Genomic DNA, 24,167 nt, shown 5'->3' with positions numbered 1-24,167 from the left:
AATTGCATACAGAACCCCATCGCGGGGCAAGCCCGCTCCCACGCCGACATGTGCAAGCGGTAGGAGCGCGCTGGCCCCGCGATTGGCCTTATGCCGGTTCGTCGGCCTGGCGCCCGTTCTCCTGCACCAGCACCATGCTCGCCGGCGACGACAGGGCGATGCCTTCCTCACGCAAGTGCCCGAGGATAGTGAACAACAGGTCGCTGCGCGTGCCCGATACCTGTCGAGGCGAAGCGACATAGCCGCTCACCCCGATGACCATGCCACTGCTGGTCAGATCCTTGAAGGTCACCGAGGTGGCCGGCGCGTCGAGGATCGACTCATGCTCCTTGTACGCCGCCAGCAGTACCTCGCGCACTTTCGCAGGATCGGTCTCCAGCGGCAGCGTCAGGGTGATGCCCACCACCCCCAGGGCATTGGCCATGGTCACGTTGCGCACGTTCTGCGAAATGAACTGCGAATTGGGCACGATCACCGTCGAGCGGTCGGACATCTGGATTTCCGTGGCGCGCACGTTGATCCGGCGAATATCACCCTCGACACCGGCCAGGCTCACCCAGTCTCCCACTTTCACCGGGCGCTCGGTGAGCAGGATCAGGCCGGAGATGAAGTTCTGCACGATCTGCTGCAGGCCGAAACCGATACCCACCGACAGCGCACTGACTACCCAGGTCAGGCTGGTCAGGTTGATGTGCAGGGTGGACATCACCAGCATGGCCAGGAACAGGAAGCCCAGGTAGCCCACCAAGGTCACCAGCGAGGCGCGCATGCCGGCGTCCATGTCGGTTTCCGGCAGCAGGCGTTCGCTCAGCCAGCGCTTGACCACGCGAATGGCGAACCAGCCACCGAGGAAGATCGCCACGGCCAGGAAGATGTCCTGGGGCACGATGTTCAAGTTGCCCAGCACCTTGCCACCGGTGCCGTCCCAGTCCGCCAGGCTCAGCAGCAGCTCGCCCGGGCTGGTGCCCGATGGCATGAATATCAGCAACGCGGCGGCAAACAGCAGCAGTGTGCGGCCGATGCCCGCCAGCACCGTGCTGGCCTGGGCCTGGTGGCGTTGCTGCAGGCCGAGCGCCGAGGCCAGCGCCAGGCCACCTGGCTGACGCGGCGACAGCAAGGTTTCGCACAGGTCGCCGAACACGGTCACCAGCAGGTAGGCGCAGGTCACCACCACGCTGACCCACAGCAGCTTGGCGGTGAGGAAGTAGGCCAACGTCAGGTAGCCGGCGAGCAGGGTCAGCAGGATAGCCGCCACCCAGACCACGATCACGAACGGGATCAACCCGGCCAGGCCCTTGGGACGCTCAAGGTCGTGCAAGCGATGGGCACGGCGATAGCGCAGCAGGGCCACGACGAACAGCAGCGACACCACCAGCGCGGTCAGGCCATTGGTGGCCAGGGTCAGCGCCAGGCTGGTGCCGATCACGCTGTTGATGCGTTCCTGGGTCAGCAGCACCATCAGCGCCAGGGCCAGCACTTTGGGGAACCAGCCCAAGGCGCTGGCCACCTCGTCGGCGATCGGCGGCAGGCGCCAGGACGGGCGCTGCAGCATCAGCATGGCGCGGCCCAGCCCCGAGATGAAGGCACTGAAGATCACCAGCGCAAGAATATGGTTAGTCAGGCTGGCCAGGTCGGCGCCAAGCTCCGCGCTGCTCTCCAGGCCCCAGCGCAGCAACGACACGGAGCCGGAGATAGTGCCCAGCGTAGCCAGGCTGACGCTCAGGGCCAGGGCGCTGCGGCGCAGACGGCCTTCGGGCAGCCAGCGGATCATGGCATCGGCCAGCAGGCGCTCCAGCAGCCGCCGCACCAGGGTCCAGACCAGCACCGCCGCCACCAGCGCGGTGATGAACAACCAGCGGTGTTCGGCACTGAAGGCGCTGGCCATGGCGTCCGACACCTCGCCGCGCAGGTCGCGCAGGCGCGCCACGTCGTCATCGGTGGGGCGGATCAGGCTCGACCAGAACGCCGGGCTCAACGGGCTGGCGGCGCGGCTGGTGATCTGCGAGTTGAACAGGCTGCGGCGCAGGTTGACGATCTGCGTGGACAGGTCACGGGCCGACTGCGTCAGCGTGGTGGCGTCCTTCTGCTCGGCGACCACCTTGTTCTTTTCGTCAGTGAGCTGCTTGCGCTGGCGGGTCAGGCTCTCGGCCTCCTCGGCCATGGGTGGGCCGAGCACGTTGAGCTGGTCGTCCAGGCGCTGCACGTCAGCGGTGCGCTGGGTGGCCAGCACATCGGCCTGGCGCTGCACCTGCAGGGCCGACTGGCGCAACTGCGCGAGCAGATCGTCGTTGGCGTTGCTGGTAACGCCCTGGCGGATCTGGTCGAGCCGCTCGCTCAACTCGTCCAGGCTGGCGTTCTCGTCCAGCACTTGCTGCTCGGCCACAGCCAGGCGCGATGCCGGCGTGGCCGGGGCAGCCCAGGCCGGGACGGCCAGGCATAACAACAGGGCGAAAATCCCCGCACAGAATCGGTCAAGGCTGACACGCCTCATCGAATGTTCCTCTACGCAACTCGACAGGGCGTGAATTCTACTCGGTCCGCGCGCTCAGGAGAGTGCCGTCTCTCGGTCCAGCAGTTGGCGCTTGCGCTCGATACCCCAGCGGTAGCCACTGAGGTCTCCGTCACGGCGCACCACCCGGTGGCAAGGAATCGCCACGGCGATCGCGTTGGCCGCGCAGGCCTGGGCCACCGCCCGCACCGCCTTGGGCGCGCCGATGCGCTCGGCGATGTCGGTGTAGCTGATCGTGGTCCCGGGCGGCACCTCGCGCAGCGCTTGCCAGACCCGCTCCTGGAACGCCGTGCCCTGCACATCCAGGGGCAACGCCAGGCCCAGCGCCGGCGCCTCGACAAAGCCGATCACCTCGGCCACCAGCCGCTCGAAAGTGTCATCGCCGCCGATCAGCCGGGCCTTGGGGAACTTGTCCTGCAGGCCCTTGAGCAAGGGCTCGGGCTCGTCACCCAGCAGGATCGCGCAAATGCCCCGCTCGCTCTGGGCGACCAGGATCGCCCCCAGCGAGCACTGGGCCACGGCAAAGTGGATGGTGGCACCCTGGCCGCCGGCACGGTACTCCCTCGGGCGCATGCCCAGCCGTTCGGCGGCGCTCTCGTAGAAGCGGCTATTGGAGTTGTAACCCGCGTCGTAGATGGCCTCGGTGACGCTGTCGGCGGCATCCAGGCGCTCGCGTAGACGCTGGGCGCGAAAGGCCGAGGCGTAGGCCTTGGGGGTCAGGCCGGTCTCGGCCTTGAACAGCCGATGCAGATGGAAGGGGCTGACGTTCAGCTCGCTGCCGAGCTGGTCGAGGTTGGGCGCGGTTTCACTGGCCTCGATCAGGCGGCAGGCGCGGGCTACCAGGTCGGTGCGCCGACTGCCCTGCGCGGCCTTGCAGCGTTTGCAGGCGCGGTAGCCAGCTGCCTCGGCCTGGCCGGGGTCGGCAAAGAACTCGACATTCTCGCGCTTGGCCAGGCGCGACTTGCAGGCGGGCTGGCAGTAGACGCCGGTGGTGCGCACGGCATAGACGAAATGGCCGGTCGCGGCGGTGTCGCGGGACTGCACGGCGTGCCAGCGTTCAGCGTCGGTGGTGTAGGTGGTCGGGGCGTGATTCATGGCGCCTCTCCTTGGTTCGATGCGCTGAGCTTGGCGGCTTGGCCGACAGTGAACACTCCGAATCTTGCGTTATCTTCAACGAACCCGCGATAGGGCCGTGCAGGCGGATGACACTTCAAGCCCGCCACAGGTACCAGGCCGCCACGGTCCGGTACGGGCTCCACGCCCCGCCCAAAACCCGCATCTGCGCGGGCGTCGGCGCCTTGTCCAGCCCCTTCATGCGCCGATACCCCTCGCGCACGCCGAAGTCGTCCACCGGCAGGATATCCGATCGCTCCAGGCTATAGATCAACAGCATCTCCACCGTCCAACGCCCGACTCCTCGCAGCGCCACCAGGCGTTCGACCAGTGCGGCATCCGACATATGCAGCGCCTCTTCCCGGCTGGGCACCACACCCTCCACACGCGCTTGGGCAATCCCGTGAACCGTGGCGATCTTGCTCGCGGATAGCCCACAGGCGCGCATCGCCTCCGGCGTCAACGCCAGCAACTGTTTGGGCGAGGGAAACGCTCCATCCGGGAACAGCGCCAGCAGTCGCCCGAGGATCGCCTCGGCCGCCCGCGCATGCAACTGCTGGTAGGCGATGGCCCGCACCAGCGCCTCGTACGGCTCGCGCCCGGGGGTGGCCCGATGCAGGCAGGGCCCGACGGCGGCAATATGCCGCGCCCAGTGCGCATCCTGCCCGGCCAGCCAGGCAGAGGCATGGTCAAAGGCCTGCGGGGAAAGGTCTGCAAGGATCATCTTCGGCGTTCGCATGGATACGATCTCCGAGCCTAGCCCAACCGTTCATCGGTGAAACGCTCAATCTTGCTTATCTAATCGCTGGCATACCATTGATCCGCCAGTAGCGCCGCGCATAGAATTGAGAACCATTAACAATCACATTATCCGGGCAGGCTCTCCAGACGATGCAGATCGAAGACACGCTGAAACCGGCCGAGGTCGATCTGCTCTATCAGGCCCATCATCGCTGGCTGCGCGGCTGGCTCGGCGCCCGGGTGGGTTGCCGGGAGAACGCCGCGGACCTGGCCCAGGACACCTTCGTGCGCCTGCTCAAGGCGCGCCAGGCCTCGCCACTCAAAGAGCCACGCGCCTACCTGAGCAGCATCGCCCGTGGCCTGATGATCGACCAGTTCCGCCGTCGCGCCCTGGAAAAGGCCTACCTGGAAAGCCTGGCCAACCTGCCGGAACAAGAGGTACCCAGCGAGGAGCAACGCCTGTTGATCCTCGATACCCTCGAACGCCTCGACCTTGCCCTGCAACGCCTCAAGCCCCGGGCCCGCCAAGCCTTCCTGCTGGCCCAGCTCGACGGCCTCAGCCTGGCACAGATCGCCCAGCGCCTGGACGTTTCCCGGGCCACCGTGGAACGCGACCTGGCCAAGGCCCTGGGCGTCTGCTACCGGATGCGCTATGCCGACGCCTGACCAGACACCGACCCAGGCCCAGGTCGACCAGGCCATCGAATGGCTGGTCAAACTGCGCTACGACAGCCCCGGCCCACGTACCGAACAGCAGTTCCAGCGCTGGCTGGCCAGCCACCCGCAGCATGCCCAGGCCTGGCAGCGGGTCAGCAGCCTCGGTGACGAACTGGCCAGCCTGCCAGCCGAGCTGAGTCGGCAGACCCTCGCCGGTACCGAGCGCCGACGCATGAGCCGGCGCGACCATCTCAAGCTGCTGTCGGTATTGGCACTGGGCGGCGCCGCTGGCTGGGCGGCGCGTGAACCGCTGGGCCTGTCCGGCTGGATGGCCGACAGCCGCACCGCCACCGGCGAGCGCCGTGAACTGCTCGGCAGCGACGGCAGCCTGATCCGCCTGAACACCGCCAGTGCCATCGACCTGCGCTACAGCGCCGACCAACGCCGGCTGACCCTGCTGCGCGGCGAAATCAGCCTGGACAGCAACGTCAATGACAACCGTCCGTTCAGCATCGACACCCCGGTTGGCACCCTCGGCACCCAAGGCGGCCAGCTGCTGCTGCGCGAGAACGACCAGGGCCTGCTGGTGGCCGTGCGCCGAGGCGAGGTGACGTTGTTCCCCGCCTCCAGCGCCGCACATTCGGTCAAGCCTGGCGAGGTGCTGCAGGTGTTCGCCCAGGGCGACTATCGGCCCGCCACCGTGCATGGCGACCCCTGGGGCTGGACCGACGGCGTACTGAGCGTGCAGCAGATGCCCCTGGGCGAGTTCATCGACGAGCTGTCGCGCTACCGCCCCGGCTTATTGCGCTGTGCGCCGGAGGTGGCCGGGCTGAAGGTTTCCGGCACCTACCAGCTGGCCGACACCGATCAGGTCCTGCTGCTGGTCGCCCACAGCCTGCCGGTGCGCGTCGACTACCGCACACGCTATTGGGTAAGCATCGGCGCCGCCTGAACAATTGATGAAAATAAATGAGGTGGAATCTCATTCTCGTCCGGCCTGAAGGAAAACAAGCCCGAACAGTGGTCTGACAACCTTCAGGAGCGCTTCATGATTCGCCCGTGTTCCCCTCGCAATGCCACCCTGCGCCATGCCATCCACGCTGCCGCCCTCGGCCTGGGCATGGCCTGCGCAGGCGTGCTGCCGACAGTCGCCGTCGCCGCGCCCGCCAGCCAGAGCCAGCAGCGCGACTGGAACATCCCGGCCGGCCCGTTGGCTGCCGCGCTGGACCAGATGGCGCGCCAGGGTGGGCTGAACCTGTCGTTCGACGCCGGCAGCCTGCAGGGCAAGGCCACTCAAGGCGTGCAGGGCCGGCATGACAGTGCGCAGGCATTGCAGATTCTGCTGCAGGGCAGCGATGTGCAAGTCCAGCAGGAAAGCGATAAGAGCTTCCTGCTGATACCCGCCCTGGAGGTGGGCGATGCCCTGCAACTGGGCGCCACCAGCATCTCCAGCAACCGCCTGGGCGAGACCACCGAGCACAGCGGCTCCTACACCACCGGTGCGGTGACCATCGGCAAGACGCCGCAGAGCATCCGCCACACCCCGCAATCGGTGACCGTGGTCACCCGCCAGCGCATCGACGACCAGAACATCACCAACCTCACCAACCTGCTCGAGCAGACCCCTGGCGTGGTGGTCAACCTGACCGACAGCGAGCGGGTGCAGTACTACTCACGCGGCTACCAGATCGACGCCATCCAGTACGACGGCGCCACCGTGGTGCAGAGCAGCGGCGGTGGTTCGTTCATCCAGAGCGATTCGGCGATCCTCGACCGCGCCGAGGTGTTGCGCGGCGCCACCGGCATGCTGCGCGGCGCCGGCAACCCCTCCGGCACCGTCAACCTGGTGCGCAAGCGCCCCACCTATGAGTTCCAGGGCGAAGGCAGCGTCACCCTCGGCACCTGGGACGCCCAGCGCTACGTCGCCGACCTTTCCGGGCCGTTGACCGAGACCGGCAACGTGCGTGGCCGGGTGATCGCGGTGCATGACGAGAAAGACCACTTCCAGCAATCGCGCGAGGAGCGCAAGGATGTGCTGTACGGGGTCATGGCCTTCGATCTCGACGACAGCACCACCCTGACCACTGGCCTTGAGTGGACCCAGCTCGACGCCACCGGCGCCTGGGGCAACCTGCCAGCCGACTATGACGGCTCGCCATTGCCGTTCGGCCGCAGCACCTACCTGGGCGCCGACTGGAACCGCTGGAACCGCAGCAACCTGCAGACCTTCGCCGAGCTCGAGCACCGTTTCGACAATGACTGGACGCTCAAGCTGATGGCCCAGCGCACTCACTTCGAGCTGGACGACAACGGTTTCAAGCAGACCTACTTCAGCCGCGCCACCGGCACCGCCAACCCGACCCGCAACCCTTACCTGATGAGCTACCAGGTCACCGAAGGCGATGGCGGCGAGAGCCTGCAGAACAACCTCAGCGCCACCCTCAACGGCCCGTTCGATTTGCTCGGCCGCAGCCACGAGCTGATGCTGGGTGTCGAGCGCATCCGCAACGACTCCTATGCATCGGCCACCAACAATGTGCAATCGGGCGTGTTCGACATCCGCATCTGGGACCCGAAGACCAGCCTGGCCAACCCGAGCATCGACATCACCGCCCACCCGGTGCGCACCCGCACCACCCAGGAAGGCGCCTACGCCACCTGGCGCATCTCCCTGGCCGACCCGCTGACCGCGATCATCGGCGCACGCGCCAACTGGTACGACTACGAGCAGGAGAACAACACCAAGGCCAGCGGCAAGTTCAGCGTCGACAACGAGATCGTGCCGTACGCCGCGCTGATCTACGACCTGAACGAGAACTTCAGCACCTACGCCAGCTACACCGAGATCTTCAACCCGCAGACCAACACCGATGCCGCCGGCTCCGTGCTCGAGCCGGTCACCGGCGAAGCCTACGAGACCGGGATCAAGGGCGAGTTCTACGAGGGCCGGCTGAACACCTCGCTGGCGTTCTTCCGCATCTACCAGGTCGGCAACGCGCTGGACGACCTCAGCGGGCCGAACCCGTGCCTGCCCAACTACACCAGCGGCTATTGCAAGGTCGCCGCGGGCAAGAACCGCAGCCAGGGCTTCGAGCTGGAGATTTCCGGCGAAGTGCTGCCGGGCTGGAACATGACCGGCGGCTACACCTACAACACCACCGAATACCTAAAGGACACCACCGGCAACAACGGCAACCCGATCCGCACCACCGACCCCAAGCGCATGCTGCGTCTGTTCACCAGCTATCGCCTGCCGGGCGAGCTGCAGGCCTGGACCGTGGGCGGCGGCGTGCAGGCGCAGAGCGCCATCTACAACCGCAGCGGCACAGCCGAAGCTTCGCAGTCGGGGTATGCGGTGTACAACGCGATGGTGAACTACCGCTTCAACGACAACTATTCGTTGCAGTTGAACGCCAACAACCTGTTCGACAAGAAGTACTACCGCCAGGTGGCGCCAACGCCGACCGGGTACTACTGGGGCGACCCGCGCAATGTGTCGGTGACCTTGCGCGGAACGTTCTGAGCTGACCATGGCCATCGCGGGCCTGCCCCGCGATGGCTGGGGATCAGTCCGCCACTGCCTGAAGCTTGCCTGCCCGGCGATAGGCCTGGCGGGCGAAGCACACGAACAGTCCCGCCATCAGCGCCAACGCCATGGGCAAGCCATGGGGCGCCACGTCCATCGCCGCGCCGCTGACCAGCGGCCCGACCAGGCTGCCGACGCCCCACAACAGGCCGACACTGGCATTGGCGGTCACCAGGTCCTGTCCCCGGAAACGCTGACCGATCAACACCAGGGCCAGGGTGTAGATGCCCCCCGCCACCGCGCCGAGCACCACCAGCAGCGGCCATAGCAGCCAGGTCATCTGCAGCAGCCACGGCAAGGCGATGCCGATACTCATCGCCACCAGCCCGCACACCAGGTGCAGCCCGGTACGCTCAACCCGGTCGGCGAGCCAGCCCAGCGGCAGCTGGAAGAGCATGTCGCCGGCGAACACCACGGTCACCATCAGCGCCGCCACGCCCACGGCGAAACCATGGCTGGTGGCGTACACCGGCAGCAGCGACAGCACCACGGCATCGAAGAACGAGAAGAACAGCACCGCCACGCACAGGGCCGGGGCCACACGGAAGAAACCGGCCAGGCCGAAGCTCTTGGCGTCTTCCTCATGCTCGACATGATCGTTGGGCACGGTGAACAGGATGCACAGCAAGGCCAGGCCATAACAGAGGGTGACCACGCCGGTCAGCCATGGGCTATTGGCGCCCAGCAGCGCCAGCAACGCTGGGCCAAGTACCTGGAAGCCGGTGAAGCTGGTGGCATACAGCGCCATGATCTTGCCGCGGTTGTGCTCCGGGCACAGCTCGTTGACCCACGACTCGCCAAGGATGATCGCGATGCCCATGCCGATGCCCAGCCCAAGGCGCAGCAGCGCCAACCACAGCATCGAGTCGAAGGCCCACTCGAGCAAGGCGATGCTCAGGGTGCACAGGCTGAAGCTGAGCAGGTAGATGACGCGGCGGGTCAGGTACTTGCAGCAGGCATCGACCATGAACGCCGAAAGCATCATGCCCGCCGCCGGGATCGCCGAGATGATGCCGATCTCCAGCGTCCCCGCCCCCGCCTCGTGCAGGCGCAACGACACCAGCGGCAGGCTCGCCCCGAGGCTGAAACCCACCACCGACACGGCGAACAACAGGCCCGCCAGCAAACGCATGTTCATGTACCACTCCTTGCAAGCCGGCGAACAGGGGCTCTGGCCCTGGCCGACTGGAAAATCCGCTGAAAGATGTTCGAACGCAGACGCCCGCCGTCACGCCGGGAAGGCGCGCTACGCAGGGGCGCGGATCAGTTCAGGGCAAGGTGTGGCGAGAAGGTGAAGGCGAACAGCACGCTGCGTCGACGCTTGAGCACCGTGTCGCTCGGCCACGCGCGGCGCGCTGTCGGGGCGACAGGCTGGCGGTGTGGACGGGGAGTACGGGTACGGCGCATTGCATCGGCTACGCAGGAGTTGAGGAGGCGGCACTCTAGGCCAAGGTGATCCAGACCGTCAATCGCCACAGTGGCTTCGCCCTCTCTGTAGACGCCGCCGCGCTACAACGCCCGCTGAAAGTCGTAAGCGGAGAAGTGGTGATTTTTTAAGACTTTCCCCATTCCCTGTAGTCCATTTCCCAAACATACTCCCAAGCCCTTTCAAGCCATTGCGGTGCTCTGGGTTGGCCTCTAGTCTCGGGCGGTCGCTGCAAAATCAGCGACCGGCTTTGACAGGCCGACTTAGGTTTATTCCCGTGGCTTAGCCTTATATGGCGGCTGTGCGTGGGGCACTTTTGTGCGCCGGGTTTTGGGATACCTACCGGTCTGTCAACCCATGTACAGCTGCCACCTTCTTGTTTGACAGCAGGCGTGTGGTGGCCCTATCCAGGTGCCCCAAAATGCTTAAGATTGTCCCCGATCCACCCCACAACCCTCACTCCCTCGAAGACACCCTCATCCAGGCCACCGAGTACGCCCTGTGCGCGTTGACCGTGGCCCATCATGCCGTGCAGCTCAAGCCCAGGTCGCCGGCCGCCGTGTTGATGACGGCGTCGATGCATGAAATGGAGTCGCTGCGTGTGTTGCTCGAAGCGGCGTTGATCCAGGTGCAGATGCCGGCACAGGCGCCGACGCTGCATTAGGCACCGACCATTTCAGGGAGAACAACCATGACCACAGACGACATCCACACCACCGTCGGCAAGACCAAGTTCTACCAGGGCGAAGGCATGACCGAACCGCTGTTCTGCATCGAGCCCGGCATCCCTTGCCAGCACGCCCGCGATCAGGCCTCGGAGTTGATGGGCTGCGTGCGCGACCTGACCATCACCGGGATCATGGAAGAAAAGCCCCAGCTGCTCTGGGCGTCGTATTACCTGAGCGCGTTGGCCAAGGCGCTGATGGATGATGCCGAGCTAGGCATGAAGCGCTGACACCTCAAAAGCATCGCGCAGGCAAAACGCCTGAGCACAAACGTCCGGGCGCCGGCTTGTCGCGGCGGCGAAAGGGGCGCACAGCGCCCCTACCCTCTCAGCGCTTGCCGGTGGAAGGCAAGAACACCGCCAGCAACCCAAACAACGGCAGGAACGAGCAAACCCCGTACACATACTCGATCCCACGCAGGTCGGCCACATACCCCAGCAGCGCCGCGCCGATCCCGCCAAACCCGAACATCAGCCCGAAGAAGATCCCGGCGATCATCCCGACATTACCCGGTACCAGCTCCTGGGCATACACCACGATGGCCGAGAACGCCGAAGCCAGGACGAAACCGATCACCACGCTGAGCACGGTGGTCCAGAACAGGTCGGCATAGGGCAGCGCCAGGGTGAACGGTGCCACGCCGAGGATCGAGAACCAGATCACCGCCTTGCGCCCGATGCGGTCACCAATGGGCCCGCCAAAGAAGGTGCCCGCCGCCACCGCGCCTAGGAACAGGAACAGGTGCAGCTGCGAACTGGCCACCGACAGCTGGAACTTCTCGATCAGGTAGAAGGTGAAGTAGCTGGTGAAGCTGGCCATGTAGAAGTACTTGGAAAACACCAGCAGGCCCAGCACCACCAAGGCCATCATCACCCGCTGCCGCGAGATGCCGTGGGTGGCCTGCACCGCCTTGCGCGCCTTGGCCTGGTTCAGGTGCTCCTTGTACCAGCGGCGCAGCATCAGGGTCACGGCAAAGAAGAACAGCCCGGCCACGCCGAACCAGGCCACGTGGGTCTGGCCAAAGGGAATGACGATTGCCGCCGCCAACAACGGGCCAAGGGCGGAGCCGGCGTTGCCGCCAACCTGGAAACTCGACTGGGCCAGGCCGAAGCGCCCGCCCGAGGCCAGCCGGGCAATGCGCGAGGTCTCCGGGTGGAAGGTCGAGGAGCCGATGCCCACCAGCGCCGAGGCCAGCAGGATCATCGGGAAGCTGCCAACGAAGGCCAGCATCACGATTCCCACCAGGGTGCACAGGGTGCCCAGCGGCAACAGGTTCGGCGTGGGCCGCTTGTCGGTGAAGAAGCCCACCCACGGCTGCAATAACGAGGCAGTGATCTGGAAGGTCAGGGTTATCAGGCCGATCTGGGCGAAGCTCAGGTTGTAGTTGGCCTTGAGCATCGGGTAGATCGCCGGCAGAACCGCCTGGATCAGGTCGTTGATCAGGTGCGCCAGGGCGCAGAAACCAATGATGCTCATCACCAGCGGCGTGGCCGGGTTTGCCGGGCTACTCGCGCTGGAAGTCGGTGTGCTGCTGATGGCCATGGGCTGGATGTCCGTCTGCGGGTCGGGATCCGATTATCGTGAAACAAATAGATACGAAGCTACCTTTTTATTTACGCGAGCCTTCCATCCGACACGTACTTGTAAATAATTCTCAATATATTTAGCATCCTTTCTCCTCTTCCCTGTGAACGCTGGGCGAAACCGCCCGCCCTCTGCGAGCAGACCGATCCCATGAGCCCGATGCCCGCCTTGCAGCCCACGCCCGACCCCGAGCAGGAAGCCCTGGACTGGTTCTCACGCCTGCGCCAACCCGGCTGTGACGAGACCCTGCGTCAGGCGTTCGCCAGCTGGTGCCAGGACCCGCTCAACGCCAGGGCGTATGCCCAGCTCGAAGCTTACTGGCAACAGTTGCAGGTGCCGGCAGCCCGGCCACGACCACGGGTCGCCAAGGTGCGCCGCAGCCGTGCCGGGCTGTGCCTGGCGCTGCTGTTCCTGATGCTGGTGGCGGCACTCGCCTGGATTTACTGGCCGCTGATGCAGCGTCTGGGCAGCGAATTGCACACCGACAGCGGCGAACGCCGCAGCGTGCGCCTGGCCGACGGCTCGACCCTGCACCTGGACAGCGCCAGCGCGATGAATGTCGACCTGCGTGGCCGCACCCGCCAGTTGCATCTGGTACAGGGCCAGGTCTACCTGGAGGTGAGACTCGATGGCCGGGCCATGGAGGTGCAGGTCGATGACACCCGGATCCAGGTGTTCGGCACTCGCCTGCAGATCGCCCGCCATGCCGAGTACGACGAACTGGTGGTGCTCAGCGGCAAGGCCGCGGTCCTGCAGGGCGGTGACCAGCGCATGGTCAGCGCCGGCGAACGGGTGACGTTCAGTGAATCCCGCATCAATTCCGTCGAGAAGATCGACGCCAAGCTGGTCGATGCCTGGCGCAACGGTCAGTTGAAGGCCCGGAACCTGCCGCTGGGCGAAATATTGGAGCGCCTGGCCAACTACCGTGGCCAGCGTGTCTGGATGATGAACGAGCCAACGGCCTACCAGCGGGTCAGCGGTGATTTCGACCTCGACCACCCGGCGCAGAGCCTCGAGCGCCTGGCCGCCGATCAGCAATTGCGGCTGCACAACCTGTTTGGCCACTGGCTGATCGTGCGCTGAAGCGCCCCTTCTCGGCTAAGCGTTTGAAAGGTTGGAAAATTTTTTTGAAAACGTTGTTGACAGGATCGCGATTCGAGCTAATAATGCGCGCCAAGTTGGCTACATAGCTCAGTTGGTTAGAGCATAGCATTCATAATGCTGGGGTCCGGGGTTCAAGTCCCTGTGTAGCCACCACCTTCTAAAAGGGCTTATCGAAAGATAAGCCCTTTTTCTTTGCCCGCGAAAACGTTACTTCACTCCCGCCACCACCACGGCCAGCCCCAGGCCGATCAAGGCCACCCCGATTACCCGGTCAACCGTGCGCTGGCGCTCGATCATCGCCGCACGCAATCGCGCACTGGAGAAGAACACCGCCACCAGGCTGAACCAGGCCCAATGGGCGAACGACATGAACGCACCATAGGCGAAGTCCAGCGCCAGCGGGCTGCCCGGCCGCACTACCTGGGTATAGGCGCTGACCACGAACAGCATGGTCTTGGGGTTCAAGGCGTTGGTCAGAAAGCCCGTGCGCAACGCGCTCGCCACGCTGGACGCACCTTGCGACAGGCCGTCTAGCTCAATGCGCGTGGTATTGGTCAGCGACTTGTAGCCCAGGTAGAGCAGGTAGCCCGCCCCTACCACCTTCATGGCCAGGAACAGTGTGGGGGTTTGGCTGATGATCACGGCAATGCCAAGCACGGTGTACAGCACATGCACCTGCACACCCAGGGCGATGCCCGCCGCAGCGGCGAGACCGGCCGTGCGGCCTTGCGCGTAACTGCTGCGGGTAACCATGGCGAAGTCGGCACCAGGACTGATGACGGCCAGGATGGTGAACAGGGCAACGGCGATGAGTTCGTTCACAAACAGGGATCCTCGATGAAAATTCACGGAAGATGGGATTATCCTGTTACCTGGAACGAGTAAAAATCGATTTATAGTCTGGCTAATCTGCTAGTTTTACTCACCTATCTGCATTGAATCGACTGGCCTATCGCGGGGCAAGCCCGCTCCCACGCGTGGGAGTGGGCTCGCCCCGCGATAAAGCCAGAACAGGCCAGCCCATGAAACAGCCTCCCCTTACCGCCTTTCGCTACTTCGACATCGCCGCCCGCACTGAAAGCTTCGTGCGCGCCGCCGAGCACCTGCATGTCACCCACGGCGCCGTCAGTCGCCAAGTGCGCCTGCTCGAGGAAAGCCTCGGCGTGGCTTTGTTCGAACGGCGCAACCGGGCAATCTTTCTCACCCCCGCCGGTCGCGAGCTGCACAGCACCACCCAGTCGATCTTCGAGCAATTGGAGGGCGCCGTGCAGCGCCTGCAACAGCAGGCTGAAGACAACGTGCTGGTGGTCTCCTGCGAGCCGACCATCGCCATGCGCTGGCTGATCCCGCGCCTGCCGCGCTTTCACGCTGCACACCCCGACCTGCAACTGCACCTGGTGGCGGCCGGCGGGCCGGTGGACTTCGCCCGTGGCGGCATCGACCTGGCACTGCGCCGGGACGACTTCCACTGGGATCGTCAACTGCACAGCCTGAAAATCTGCGATGAGTGGATCGGGCCGGTAGCAAGGCCAGACCTCAACGGCCAACGCCTGCTCCATAGCAGCACTCGCCCCGATGCCTGGGCGACGTGGCTGCGCCTGAGCGGCCAGCACCTCCCGCACAGGACACGCAGCGACTTCGAGCACTTCTACCTGTCGCTGCAGGCCGCCAGCGCCGGCATGGGGATGGCCATCGCCTCGGCACTGATGGTGTGCGATGAGCTGAGCAACGGCCAGATGGAGGCCCCTTTCGGCTTTTTGCGCGACGGCTCCAGCTATCACCTGCTCAGCCCGCTACCACTGGACGACGGCAGCAAGCGCCAGCGCTTCGCCCAGTGGGTGGGTCAAGAATGCCGTATCTGCCTCGCTCACCTGGGCTTGCTGCAGAACGACGAACCGGCCCCGCCATCGCCGCCCCAGGTGCGATAGCCGGCCGTGTCGATATGGATGCGCCCCGAGGGGTAACGGCCAAGCCCCATGTTCCAGGCCCGGCCGTGCTGCTGCCAGAAACGACACAGCGGGTTCGGGTCGGCCCAGGGCGGCAGCAGCAGGTCGACGGCGAAGGCGCGCATGTGCGCGCTGCTCGGCGCGCCGCCGGCACAGGCATTGAGCCGGGGATCGCGGTAGGCCGACACCACTTCGAACTGACGCAGGACACCCTGCTGGTCCAGGGTCTGGATCAAGGCCAGCGTCGAGCGCACCGCCGGCCAATGGCTCGCCGGCGGCACCGCAAAGGGTGAAGCCTGGCACAGGCGCCAGTCCGAGGCCGAGCGCAGCAACTGATGGATCGGCACCACGCCATACAGCCGGGCGTCCACCAGCATTTCACGAAACCGGCGGTTCTCGTGGTCCCCGGCCCACTGGGCGAACATCCACACATCGCGTTCATCGGCCTGGACCGTACCCAGCCCGACCAGCGCGCTAGCCAATAGCCATATCCTGGCGCTTTTCATTCCCCCACCTCTTCATCCACCATGGGCGGTCCGCCGTCCTGGCGGCCACTGACAAGGAGTTAAGCATGCACAAGATTGCTGTATCGGGCTTGGCCGCCCTCGCCTTCAGCGGCCTGGCCATGGCCGACGCGCAGATCGACCTGGGCGATGCCCAGCGGGTCACCCGGTTGTTCGCCTACCCCAACAACTGCAACGTGATCTGCTACCGCGACTGGTCACTGGAGAAGACCGTCGAGCACTACCTCACCCAGAGCGTGCAGCGCGACGGCTATGCCAATGCCAAGGTCACGGTGAACCGCGACAACGACAAGCTGCACGCCAGCATCACCGACGTACCGGCGAGCTACGCCGAACCCTTGCGCAAGCTGCTCGACAGCGGCGAGCTGGCCTACCAGGGCGCCACCCGCCTCAACCAGAAAGGCGGCTGGGACTATAGCTGGTACCTGTTCCTGCCCTTGGGCATGGCCCTGGAGAATCGCCGCAGCATCGAGTTGCTGCACTTCCCGCCGGACTATTCGCTGACCCGCTACCAGGACTACCTCAAGTCCAACACCACCGACCGCTGGGCGGAGCTTCTGACCTTCAATGGTGTCGAGGCTACCCAGACCCCGGCCTACCAGACCATCGTCGACATCGCCCCGATCGCCGCGCCGGCCAGCGCCGGCAAGGACCTGGAAGGGGTCTACAGCTACTTCAACGACTACCAGGTGCGCATGGTCAAGGAAGTGGCCCTGACCCACGATGGCAAAGGCGCCTTGCCGATGGTCGCGTTCGGCGCGCCGGTACGGGCCTGGATCCAGCAACAGTATGGGCCGAAGGTGAACGTGCTCGGCCTGGTGAGCATCAGCCCCGAGGCCAACAGCGCCAAGGTGCCCGTGCTCGGCGCCAACCACCCGAGCGCGATCTGGTACGCCGCCGACCCGAAAAGCTACGACGGCGACCAGGACAAGGCCGACGCGGCCGGTTTGAAGATGATGGGCCAGGACCTCTCCGCAGCCTGCTGGCAGGCCGGCATGGGGCGCAACCCCCAGGCCGATGCCAAGCTCACCCTGGATGCCTGCACCAGCAAGTGGCAGGTCACCCAGAAGAAGCAGACCTGCGAACTGTTCTACCGCACCATTCGCGAGATGACCCCGGAGCAGGCGGCGGCCAAGTGCAATACCGGGGCGGTGACGCGCAGCTTGCGAGATCTGCGTAAACCAATCGAAGTGCAGCACCCAGAGATCTGAATCACTTGCACAAGGGGCCGCGATGCGGCCCTATCGCCGGCAAGCCGGCGCCCTCACCGGGCGCCTGACGCCATCTTTGTGCGGGCTTGCCAGCGATGGGCGCGTAGCGGCCCCACTACAAGACAGCTCGCGAAATCAATCTTCGAGCAGCGTACAGGCCATCACCAGCGCATCTTCCCGCCCACCCGCCATCGGATAGTAGTCACGGCGCCGACCGACTTCATTGAAGCCATAGCGCTCGTACAAGCGATACGCCGACTGGTTGCTGGCGCGCACTTCCAGGAAACACTCACGACCATTGAGCTGGTAGGCCCGCGCCATCAGGTGTTCGAGCAGGCGCAGGCCCAGGCCACAGCCCTGGTTTTCCGGCTTGACGGTAATGTTGAGCAGGTGCGCCTCATCGATGATCACGTTGATCACGCCGTGGCCGACCTGCTGCTGGCCGTCGAACATCAGCCACACTTCGTAGGACTTCAGTGCATCTTGAAAGATGCCGCGGGTCCAGGGATGGCTGAAGGCGGCATATTCGATCTTCAGCAGGGTATCCAGATCCGCCTCGGTCGCCGGGCGGAAACTGATCGAGTCACTCATTCAACACATTTCCAGCGCGCCATCAGCTGGCGCATGGCTTTCCAGACGTCCGCCTTGCGCTGCGGCTCGTCCATCAACAGTTCAAGGCCGGGCAAGGCCCAGGCATCGCCAAGCAGGTCGACCTTGAGTTCTCGGTAATAGGCTTCGTCGTCGGCCTGGCCGGCGAAGCGAATGGCCGGCAGGCCGATCAGCCACAGGCAGGCGCACGGCGCCTCTTCCAGGCGCGCGGCGATAAAGCCCTGGACAAAGTCCCGGGCGGCGTCCGGGCCCTGGTCCATGTTGCCGCGCATCAGCAACGGCCAGCGTACTGGCTCGCCAATGATCTGCGGGGCGTCCGGCAGGCCGGCGGCGCGTAGCATGTCCTTGAGCAGCAGGTAGGACGGGTCGCGACTCTGGAACGGCTGGCCGGTGGCCAGCTCCACCAGCAACAGGCAGTCGCCGGCACGCAGCAACTGCAGGGCGAAGCGTGGTGGTGGCACGGGCGCCGGACGCGACGCGGGAGGCTCTGCCTCGGCTTCGACCGGCTTGGCGGCGGGTTTCGGCGCACTGCCCGGGCGCGGGATCTCGATCTTCGGCCTCTCGGCACGCGCCTGAGGGGCTGCCGGGGTGGCGCTCGGCGCAGCTGCAGGAGCGGCCGGTCTCACCTCGAAGTCAACCTCATCGACCGGCGCCACCGGTAACAGCAGCTCTGGCCGCGACGGCGCGGCGAACGGCAGTTCGGCGCGCGGCAGCCAGTGCACCACTTGCATGGCGGACAGGTAGGCGCGGCGGCGGGACTCGATCAGCAAGGCGCGGGTATCCGGTGGATAGTCGAAACAGTCGGGCATTCTAACGCTGTTGACCTGGATGCGCCGCAACAGATTGTCGGCCATCGCGGGGCAAGCCCGCTCCCACGCCTGCCTTAGGACGTGGGAGCGGCTTGCCCCGCGATGAGGCCGGTGAATCCCCAAAAGGATCAGGGTTATCCCCATAACAGACCAAGGGGTGAAATCCTCCCCCCCGGATGCAGTACAATCGCCGCTTTTATTTGGCAACGAGTCGACCCGCCAATGATCGAACCCAAGCGCGTCCTGCGCGCCCTAGCCGAACACTGGGCCTTGATCGAGCCGCTGTGCGAGCGCTTCGACCAGGGCACCCTGAGCCTGGTCGAGCTGCGCCAGCAACTGGCCCGCCAGCAGGTGGAAAGCACCCCGCAGGACATCACCCAGCTGCTTGACGTGTGGATCCGCCTGGACATCCTGGTCCCGGTGGCCAAAAGCCCCAACCGTTTCGAGCTCAACGCGCAGATCCACGACTTCCTCGCCTACCTGCGCCGCGAGCACCGGCTGGGCCTGTGCCTGGAGATCGAGGCCTACCTGCGCCACCTGGAGCGCCTGGCCGGGCATATCCAGGACGCCTTCGACAACCGCGACAGCGACGACCTGGCGCGCCAGTTGCGCCTGCTCGACATGCGCGTGCGCGATGTACTGAAGAAGCTCGACAACGACGAGCAGGCGCTGGTGGCCGTGGCCGAGCGGGCCAAGACCAGCAACCGCCAGATCCCTCTGCGCCAGCGCTACGCCGAAGTGCTGGCGACCTGGGACGAATACGTCGAGCCGATGATCCAGCTGGTCAACGCCGATGGCGCCTTCGAGCAGGGCGTGCGCAAGGTCGAGACCGTGCTGCTGCGGCTGCTGGGCGAGCAGGCGCGCCTGGGGCATCTGGTCGACGACGACATGCTGCTGCGTACCCACGCGCGCATCCTCGAGATGCAGACCAGCGCCCAGCTGACCTTGCGCCACGCCCGCGAGCTGCTGCTGCCGCTGCGTGAGGAGGCGCGCCGGCACAACGCCGTGACCCGCGGCGCCGCCCTGGCCCTGTCGGTGATCCGCAAGAAGGGCATCGACGCCGTGCCGCAGGCGGCCATGCCGATGTTCACCCGCCCGCAGAGCACCTTCCTCGGCAGCGCCAGCCAGGTCGAGGCCTACGTCTACGCCCTGGCCCGCTTCGAGCCCAAGCCCGCGCGCTTCCCCAAGGCGCACAAGACGCAAAAGGGCCCGCTGCCCCGCGCCCCGCGCACGGTCAAGGAAATGCTCGAACGTTGCGAAGACGCCCTGCCGCTACCGGACCTGATGGTCTGGCTGCTGGAACAGGAGCCTGAAGGCGCCACCGACGAACTGCTGTACTGGTTCTCGCGTCTGTCGCGCGAGAAACGCTTCAGCCGCGAGCGCCTCGATCGCCAGCAATACCTCACCCGCGAACACCTGGTCAGCCTGCACTCCTACGCCCTGACCTCCAGCCGCGACAAGCCGGCGACCACGACCGAATCCACCGCGAGCCCCACCCATGCATCTTGATCTTTCCGAACTGTCCCAGCTCGCGCCGATCTTCCGCGAGCTGTTCAAGGGCTTCCACGTCAGCCGCCGCGACCCGGAGCTGTACGCCCAGCTGTCGAACTTCCAGGACCAGTACCGCACCCTGTTCAAGGCCCTGGGCTTCGAGCTGGTGTGCGATACCCGCGGTTTCTACTACTTCGTCCCCGAGCAGGCCGCCGCGCAGGTCAACAAGACCGCCCAGCGCCTGTCGCTGTTCACCTTCATCCTGGTCGAGCACCTCGCCGACCAGGGGCGCGACCCGATGGCCGTGCTCGACGGTGGCAGCATCGGCCGTGACGAACTGCCGTCACTGCTGGACAAGTACCGCGACCTGTTCCTGCAGGCCGAAGTGCAGACCGTCGACGAGCTCGAAGAAAAGATCATGCGCCGCATGAGCCAGCTCGGCTTTGCCCATGAGGAAGGCGGCATCTACCGCTTCCTGCCGCCGATGCACCGTTTCCTCGACGTCTGCCTGTCGGTCCAGCAGGACCGCGACCTGGCCGCCACCCTGCACAGCGACCTGCCACTGCCGGTACCCGTGCTGGTGGTGGAAGAGACGCCCGAAGAACTCAACCGCACCGACGACCCGCTCGACCTCACCCCGTTCGACGGCGAGGAAAGCGAAGAGGATGCCCTGGCCCGGGCGATCCGCGAAGAGCAACAGGAGATTGACGCATGAGCCAGGAACGCTACGGCATCCGCCGCTTCGCACTGCTCAACACCGCCGGCTACAGCCTCGGCCTGTTCCCCCTGGAACACCCGCTGTCGGTCTATGGCGCCAACAACCTGGGTAAATCGGCGTCGATCAACGCCCTGCAGTTCCCGATCCTGGCGCGCATGTCCGACATGAGCTTTGGCAAGTACAGCCTGGAGCAGTCGCGGCGCTTCTACTTCGCCAGCGACACCAGCTACATCCTCACCGAACTGAACCTGCCCCACGGCCCGCACGTGATCGGCGTGGTCGGCCGCGGGCCGGGTGGCGGCTTCGGCCACCAGTTCTTCGCCTACCAGGGCGAACTGGACCTGGCCCACTACCAGAAAGACGATACCTGCCTGCGCCAGAAAGAGCTGTTCACCAACCTCGAGCGCCATGGCCTGAAGGCCTACGAGCTCAAGCCGGACGAACTGCGCCGGCTGCTGGTCGGCGGCCACACCTCGGTGCCGCTGGACCTGACACTGATCCCGCTGCGCTCGACCAGCGAACAGAGCCTGAAGACCTTCCGCGCGCTGTTCATCAACCTGCTGCACATGCGCGAAATCACCGCCGCCAAGCTCAAGCAGCTGTTCCTCGACGCCTTCGAACACAGCCTGCGTTCAGGTAGCGTCGACTACATCGCCGCCTGTGAAGAGGCGTTCCGCGACGTGCGCCGCATGGAGGGCGACTACAACGCCCTGGTGGCTGCCGGCCCGCTGGTCGAGGCCCTGGCCGGCGGCGTGGCCCAGCGCGACATCCTGCGCGGCAAGCTGCACCGCATCTCGCCGCTGCTCGACAACCTGCTGGGCACCTGGCAGGAATACGCCATGGCGCGCAAGGAAGAGCTGGTAATCCAATCCGAGCACTACCGTGGCGAGCAGGACCGCCTGCAGAACGACCAGCGCGGCGGCACCCAGGAGCTGATGCGCCTGGAGCGCGAGATCACCGGTATCCAGCGCTGGCTGGGCGAGCTGTCGGTGCTCAAGCACCGCTTCGCCCTGGTCACCGACGTCAAGGTACTGGAGCAGCAGCTGCTGGCCGCCAAGGACGCCCACGATGAACTGGCCGGCGCCCTGGCCCAATCGCGGCAGTTCTCCGCCGAGGACCTCGACGAGCGCGTGCGCGACCTGGAAAAACGCGTCAAGGCGGTCAAGCAGCAGCTCGACCACGCCGACAACAACAGCTACGCCCGCCTGCGCGAAGAGTTCTCGCAGCAGGACGTGGACCGCCTGATGCGCCTGTTCAACGGCGCGCTGTTCAGCCTGCCGATGGGTGACCGCGGCATCGAGCTGGACGACAGCGACGTGTGGGTGAAAACCCTGGAAGGCGTGCTCGACCGCTTCAAGGGCGAGCGCTTCGAAGTGCCAGGCCTGTCCATCGACATCTCGCACATTGACCCACCCGCGTTGCAGGCCTTGGCCGACCGCGCCGCCCTGCGCGACCAGAAGGAACGCCTGGAGAAAGAGCTCAAGCAGCTCAAGACCCAGCAAGCCGTGGCCCTCGACCGCGCCGCCAGCAAGGCGCAGACCGAGGCGCTGTACCAACAGGTGCTGGACGCGCAGAAGGCCCTGGAGGACTTCCGCCGCACCGAAACCCTGGCCGCCGAAGAGCCGGAAAAAATGGAGCAGTTGGGCCAGCTGGAAGCGGCCCAGGACGAGCTCAAGCGCTCCAGCGACGCCTTCACCGAGCGCGTCCAGCAGCTGTCGGCCAAGTTGCAACTGGTGGGCCGACAGATCGCCGACCTGGAAGCCAAGCAGCGCACCCTGGAAGACGCCCTGCGCCGTCGCCAACTGCTGCCGGCCGACCTGCCGTTCGGCACGCCGTTCATGGAGGCGATCGACGACTCCATGGACAACCTGCTGCCGCTGCTCAACGACTACCAGGACAGCTGGCAGGCCCTGCAGCGCGTGGACAACCAGATCGAGGCGCTGTACGCCCAGGTGCGCCTGAAGGGCGTGGCCAAGTTCGACAGCGAAGACGACATGGAACGCCGCCTGCAGCTGCTGATCAACGCCTACTCGCACCGCACCGAGGAAGCGCTGACCCTGGCCAAGGCCCGCCGCGCCGCGGTCACCGACATTGCCCGGACCCTGCGCAACATCCGCAGCGACTACGACAGCCTCGAGCACCAGCTGGCGCTGTTCAACCGCGAGATCAACAAGCGCCAGGTGTCGAACCTGGAGAGCTTCCGCGTGGTGCTGGCACCGAACAAGGAAGCGCTCAAGCACATCGACCAGATCATCCACAGCGCCGGCCAGTACGAGGAAGGCGAGACCCTGTCGGTGTTCGACCTGACCCAGAGCGCCGAGCAGGATCACAAGAACGAAGAGGCCAAGGAGTACCTGGCGCGGCTGGTGGCGGCCAACCACAACCAGCTGGGCCTGAAGGACCTGTTCGAACTGGCCTTCGAGATCACCAAGATCAACAGCCAGCCGGTGATCCACGCCGACATCGATGGCGCCGCGTCCAACGGCACCACCATGACCATCAAGGCGCTGACCAACATGTATCTGTTGCTGCACCTGATGGACCGCGACCTGGCCGGGCGCATTCGCCTGCCGTACTACCTCGACGAGGCGGCGGACATCGACGAACGCAACCAGGCCGCGTTGCTGGAGACCAGCCAGCAGCTGGGCTTCGTGCCGATCCTGGCGAGCGTGAAGCCGCAGGTGTCGGCGCGGGTGGCGATCGACCTGGAAGGTGGTAGCGGGCCGAACGGCATCTACATCGACGAGGCGGACTGGAAGTACATCAGCCGTCGCGACGAGGTGAAGGCGATCGTGCGTGAGGATGAGGCCGAAGAGCTGGCCTGATCAGGAGTATTGGGGCCGCTTTGCGGCCCATCGCGGATGAATCCGCTCCTACAGACAGCGCAATGTCTGTAGGAGCGGATTCATCCGCGATGGGAGGCCGAAGGCCTCCCCAAATTCAGGAGTTCACTGCTGTGCCCAAGGCACGATCGGAATCGCCGTCACCGCATTCTGCGGGCTGCCTTCGATCACGCGGTCGCTGTACACCAGGTACACCAACGTGTTGCGCTTCTTATCGAGGAAACGCACCACCTGCATGGTCTTGAATACCAGCGAGGTGCGTTCCTTGAACACCTCCTCGCCATCCTTGAGCTCACCCTTGAACTGGATCGGCCCAACCTGACGGCAGGCAATCGACGCCTCGGCACGGTCCTCGGCCAGACCCAACCCACCTTTCAGGCCACCGGTCTTGGCTCGCGAGAGATAGCAGGTCACGCCATCGACCTTCGGGTCGTCGAACGCCTCGACCACGATGCGGTCATTCGGCCCGACGAACTTGAACACGGTGGACACCTGGCCGATTTCCTCGGCCCCGGCCAGCAGCGGCAGCGCCAGCGCGGCGGCAGCAATCAATCCTTTAAGCACTTGCATC

General features: G+C 65.4%; 22 protein-coding genes and 1 tRNA gene. 12 read left to right on the top strand and 11 right to left on the bottom strand.

All coding sequences use genetic code 11. The features are described from left to right. Positions 1 to 88: 88 nt before the first annotated feature. The 3 genes from ACZ9C1_RS22410 to ACZ9C1_RS22400 form a co-directional block, all read right to left on the bottom strand. Positions 89 to 2,491 (bottom strand): DUF3772 domain-containing protein, encoded by a 2,403-nt coding sequence (locus tag ACZ9C1_RS22410; protein ID WP_476254396.1) that lies wholly within the window; start codon positions 2,489 to 2,491, stop codon positions 89 to 91. 54 nt (positions 2,492 to 2,545) lie between these two features. Beyond that, complete coding sequence (gene ada / locus ACZ9C1_RS22405) at positions 2,546 to 3,604, bottom strand: bifunctional DNA-binding transcriptional regulator/O6-methylguanine-DNA methyltransferase Ada (RefSeq protein WP_476254395.1); 1,059 nt, start codon at positions 3,602 to 3,604, stop codon at positions 2,546 to 2,548. 115 nt (positions 3,605 to 3,719) lie between these two features. Continuing rightward, a complete protein-coding gene (locus ACZ9C1_RS22400; RefSeq protein ID WP_139668846.1) occupies positions 3,720 to 4,346 on the bottom strand; it encodes a DNA-3-methyladenine glycosylase family protein in 627 nt (208 codons plus the stop codon). Positions 4,347 to 4,513: 167 nt separating this feature from the next. Here ACZ9C1_RS22400 and ACZ9C1_RS22395 point away from each other — a divergent pair, with 167 nt between their 5' ends. The 3 genes from ACZ9C1_RS22395 to ACZ9C1_RS22385 all read left to right on the top strand — a co-directional run bounded on the left by ACZ9C1_RS22395 (position 4,514) and on the right by ACZ9C1_RS22385 (position 8,543). Then, entirely contained in the window at positions 4,514 to 5,029 is a 516-nt protein-coding gene (locus tag ACZ9C1_RS22395; protein ID WP_277502867.1) for a sigma-70 family RNA polymerase sigma factor, read from the top strand. After that, entirely contained in the window at positions 5,016 to 5,972 is a 957-nt protein-coding gene (locus tag ACZ9C1_RS22390; protein WP_476254394.1) for a FecR domain-containing protein, read from the top strand. Before ACZ9C1_RS22395 ends, ACZ9C1_RS22390 begins: the two co-directional genes overlap by 14 nt. Before the next feature lie 96 nt (positions 5,973 to 6,068). After that, on the top strand, positions 6,069 to 8,543 hold the full coding sequence (locus ACZ9C1_RS22385) for a TonB-dependent siderophore receptor (RefSeq protein ID WP_476254393.1): 2,475 nt from the start codon (positions 6,069 to 6,071) through the stop codon (positions 8,541 to 8,543). A gap of 43 nt (positions 8,544 to 8,586) precedes the next feature. Here ACZ9C1_RS22385 and ACZ9C1_RS22380 read toward each other — a convergent pair whose 3' ends face one another. After that, positions 8,587 to 9,744, bottom strand: coding sequence for an MFS transporter (locus tag ACZ9C1_RS22380; RefSeq protein ID WP_277502864.1), 1,158 nt, complete (start codon positions 9,742 to 9,744; stop codon positions 8,587 to 8,589). A gap of 125 nt (positions 9,745 to 9,869) precedes the next feature. Further along, complete coding sequence (locus ACZ9C1_RS22375; protein ID WP_476254392.1) at positions 9,870 to 10,013, bottom strand: hypothetical protein; 144 nt, start codon at positions 10,011 to 10,013, stop codon at positions 9,870 to 9,872. 440 nt (positions 10,014 to 10,453) lie between these two features. On the opposite strand from ACZ9C1_RS22375, the gene ACZ9C1_RS22370 reads away from it, so the two are divergent. Continuing rightward, entirely contained in the window at positions 10,454 to 10,696 is a 243-nt protein-coding gene (locus ACZ9C1_RS22370; RefSeq protein WP_277502862.1) for a hypothetical protein, read from the top strand. Positions 10,697 to 10,723: 27 nt separating this feature from the next. Continuing rightward, entirely contained in the window at positions 10,724 to 10,987 is a 264-nt protein-coding gene (locus ACZ9C1_RS22365; protein WP_102683851.1) for a DUF3077 domain-containing protein, read from the top strand. A gap of 97 nt (positions 10,988 to 11,084) precedes the next feature. On the opposite strand, the gene ACZ9C1_RS22360 is transcribed toward ACZ9C1_RS22365, so the two are convergent. Then, positions 11,085 to 12,299 (bottom strand): MFS transporter, encoded by a 1,215-nt coding sequence (locus ACZ9C1_RS22360; RefSeq protein WP_258701143.1) that lies wholly within the window; start codon positions 12,297 to 12,299, stop codon positions 11,085 to 11,087. 201 nt (positions 12,300 to 12,500) lie between these two features. On the opposite strand from ACZ9C1_RS22360, the gene ACZ9C1_RS22355 reads away from it, so the two are divergent. Together ACZ9C1_RS22355 and ACZ9C1_RS22350 are read left to right on the top strand one after the other, a co-directional pair. Then, positions 12,501 to 13,424: a FecR family protein gene (locus tag ACZ9C1_RS22355; RefSeq protein ID WP_431197018.1), complete on the top strand. Its 924-nt coding sequence runs from the start codon at positions 12,501 to 12,503 to the stop codon at positions 13,422 to 13,424. A gap of 97 nt (positions 13,425 to 13,521) precedes the next feature. Next, positions 13,522 to 13,598 (top strand) — tRNA-Met (locus ACZ9C1_RS22350). 54 nt (positions 13,599 to 13,652) lie between these two features. Here the strand turns inward: ACZ9C1_RS22350 and ACZ9C1_RS22345 are convergent. Beyond that, positions 13,653 to 14,267, bottom strand: a complete 615-nt coding sequence (locus ACZ9C1_RS22345; RefSeq protein ID WP_139668546.1) for a LysE family translocator — start codon at positions 14,265 to 14,267, stop codon at positions 13,653 to 13,655. A gap of 200 nt (positions 14,268 to 14,467) precedes the next feature. Here ACZ9C1_RS22345 and ACZ9C1_RS22340 point away from each other — a divergent pair, with 200 nt between their 5' ends. Further along, positions 14,468 to 15,373: a LysR substrate-binding domain-containing protein gene (locus ACZ9C1_RS22340; RefSeq protein ID WP_277502853.1), complete on the top strand. Its 906-nt coding sequence runs from the start codon at positions 14,468 to 14,470 to the stop codon at positions 15,371 to 15,373. Here the strand turns inward: ACZ9C1_RS22340 and ACZ9C1_RS22335 are convergent. Further along, positions 15,313 to 15,897, bottom strand: coding sequence for a YcbK family protein (locus tag ACZ9C1_RS22335; RefSeq protein WP_177485985.1), 585 nt, complete (start codon positions 15,895 to 15,897; stop codon positions 15,313 to 15,315). The two genes, ACZ9C1_RS22340 and ACZ9C1_RS22335, sit on opposite strands and share 61 nt — an antisense overlap. 65 nt (positions 15,898 to 15,962) lie before the next feature. On the opposite strand from ACZ9C1_RS22335, the gene ACZ9C1_RS22330 reads away from it, so the two are divergent. Continuing rightward, positions 15,963 to 17,126 (top strand): hypothetical protein, encoded by a 1,164-nt coding sequence (locus tag ACZ9C1_RS22330; protein ID WP_102683856.1) that lies wholly within the window; start codon positions 15,963 to 15,965, stop codon positions 17,124 to 17,126. 135 nt (positions 17,127 to 17,261) lie between these two features. Here the strand turns inward: ACZ9C1_RS22330 and rimI are convergent, their stop codons facing one another. After that, positions 17,262 to 17,717 (bottom strand): ribosomal protein S18-alanine N-acetyltransferase, encoded by a 456-nt coding sequence (gene rimI / locus ACZ9C1_RS22325; RefSeq protein ID WP_046857177.1) that lies wholly within the window; start codon positions 17,715 to 17,717, stop codon positions 17,262 to 17,264. Beyond that, positions 17,714 to 18,505 (bottom strand): energy transducer TonB, encoded by a 792-nt coding sequence (locus ACZ9C1_RS22320; RefSeq protein ID WP_198755564.1) that lies wholly within the window; start codon positions 18,503 to 18,505, stop codon positions 17,714 to 17,716. The genes rimI and ACZ9C1_RS22320 overlap by 4 nt, the downstream gene beginning before the upstream one ends. 261 nt (positions 18,506 to 18,766) lie before the next feature. Here ACZ9C1_RS22320 and mksB point away from each other — a divergent pair, with 261 nt between their 5' ends. Genes mksB through mksF form a run of 3 tightly spaced genes read left to right on the top strand, consistent with a single transcriptional unit; the run spans position 18,767 to position 23,578 of the window. After that, positions 18,767 to 20,053, top strand: coding sequence for an Mks condensin complex protein MksB (mksB, locus tag ACZ9C1_RS22315; RefSeq protein WP_277502847.1), 1,287 nt, complete (start codon positions 18,767 to 18,769; stop codon positions 20,051 to 20,053). Beyond that, positions 20,043 to 20,750 carry an Mks condensin complex protein MksE gene (gene mksE, locus ACZ9C1_RS22310; RefSeq protein ID WP_046857180.1) on the top strand — a complete coding sequence of 236 codons (708 nt, stop codon included), beginning with the start codon at positions 20,043 to 20,045 and terminating at the stop codon, positions 20,748 to 20,750. The genes mksB and mksE overlap by 11 nt, the downstream gene beginning before the upstream one ends. Continuing rightward, positions 20,747 to 23,578 (top strand): Mks condensin complex protein MksF, encoded by a 2,832-nt coding sequence (mksF, locus tag ACZ9C1_RS22305; RefSeq protein WP_102683858.1) that lies wholly within the window; start codon positions 20,747 to 20,749, stop codon positions 23,576 to 23,578. The genes mksE and mksF overlap by 4 nt, the downstream gene beginning before the upstream one ends. 123 nt (positions 23,579 to 23,701) lie before the next feature. Here mksF and ACZ9C1_RS22300 read toward each other — a convergent pair whose 3' ends face one another. Beyond that, the gene (locus tag ACZ9C1_RS22300; protein WP_110702513.1) at positions 23,702 to 24,166 is read right to left on the bottom strand and encodes a CreA family protein; all 465 of its coding nucleotides are present in this window, start codon (positions 24,164 to 24,166) and stop codon (positions 23,702 to 23,704) included. Between the last annotated feature and the right edge of the window lies 1 nt (position 24,167).

The organism is Pseudomonas sp. TE21435, from assembly GCF_056279265.1.
This window is presented reverse-complemented; position numbering and strand designations above follow the sequence as displayed.

Excerpts from the sequence above, each read along its gene's own strand:
- ACZ9C1_RS22410 (WP_476254396.1), bottom strand. The coding sequence starts at position 2,491 with ATGAGGCGTGTCAGCCTTGACCGATTCTGTGCGGGGATTTTCGCCCTG.
- ada (WP_476254395.1), bottom strand. The coding sequence starts at position 3,604 with ATGAATCACGCCCCGACCACCTACACCACCGACGCTGAACGCTGGCAC.
- ACZ9C1_RS22400 (WP_139668846.1), bottom strand. The coding sequence starts at position 4,346 with ATGATCCTTGCAGACCTTTCCCCGCAGGCCTTTGACCATGCCTCTGCC.
- ACZ9C1_RS22395 (WP_277502867.1), top strand. The coding sequence starts at position 4,514 with ATGCAGATCGAAGACACGCTGAAACCGGCCGAGGTCGATCTGCTCTAT.
- ACZ9C1_RS22390 (WP_476254394.1), top strand. The coding sequence starts at position 5,016 with ATGCCGACGCCTGACCAGACACCGACCCAGGCCCAGGTCGACCAGGCC.
- ACZ9C1_RS22385 (WP_476254393.1), top strand. The coding sequence starts at position 6,069 with ATGATTCGCCCGTGTTCCCCTCGCAATGCCACCCTGCGCCATGCCATC.
- ACZ9C1_RS22380 (WP_277502864.1), bottom strand. The coding sequence starts at position 9,744 with ATGAACATGCGTTTGCTGGCGGGCCTGTTGTTCGCCGTGTCGGTGGTG.
- ACZ9C1_RS22375 (WP_476254392.1), bottom strand. The coding sequence starts at position 10,013 with ATGCGCCGTACCCGTACTCCCCGTCCACACCGCCAGCCTGTCGCCCCG.
- ACZ9C1_RS22370 (WP_277502862.1), top strand. The coding sequence starts at position 10,454 with ATGCTTAAGATTGTCCCCGATCCACCCCACAACCCTCACTCCCTCGAA.
- ACZ9C1_RS22365 (WP_102683851.1), top strand. The coding sequence starts at position 10,724 with ATGACCACAGACGACATCCACACCACCGTCGGCAAGACCAAGTTCTAC.
- ACZ9C1_RS22360 (WP_258701143.1), bottom strand. The coding sequence starts at position 12,299 with ATGGCCATCAGCAGCACACCGACTTCCAGCGCGAGTAGCCCGGCAAAC.
- ACZ9C1_RS22355 (WP_431197018.1), top strand. The coding sequence starts at position 12,501 with ATGCCCGCCTTGCAGCCCACGCCCGACCCCGAGCAGGAAGCCCTGGAC.
- ACZ9C1_RS22340 (WP_277502853.1), top strand. The coding sequence starts at position 14,468 with ATGAAACAGCCTCCCCTTACCGCCTTTCGCTACTTCGACATCGCCGCC.
- ACZ9C1_RS22335 (WP_177485985.1), bottom strand. The coding sequence starts at position 15,897 with ATGAAAAGCGCCAGGATATGGCTATTGGCTAGCGCGCTGGTCGGGCTG.
- ACZ9C1_RS22330 (WP_102683856.1), top strand. The coding sequence starts at position 15,963 with ATGCACAAGATTGCTGTATCGGGCTTGGCCGCCCTCGCCTTCAGCGGC.
- rimI (WP_046857177.1), bottom strand. The coding sequence starts at position 17,717 with ATGAGTGACTCGATCAGTTTCCGCCCGGCGACCGAGGCGGATCTGGAT.
- mksB (WP_277502847.1), top strand. The coding sequence starts at position 18,767 with ATGATCGAACCCAAGCGCGTCCTGCGCGCCCTAGCCGAACACTGGGCC.
- mksE (WP_046857180.1), top strand. The coding sequence starts at position 20,043 with ATGCATCTTGATCTTTCCGAACTGTCCCAGCTCGCGCCGATCTTCCGC.
- mksF (WP_102683858.1), top strand. The coding sequence starts at position 20,747 with ATGAGCCAGGAACGCTACGGCATCCGCCGCTTCGCACTGCTCAACACC.
- ACZ9C1_RS22300 (WP_110702513.1), bottom strand. The coding sequence starts at position 24,166 with ATGCAAGTGCTTAAAGGATTGATTGCTGCCGCCGCGCTGGCGCTGCCG.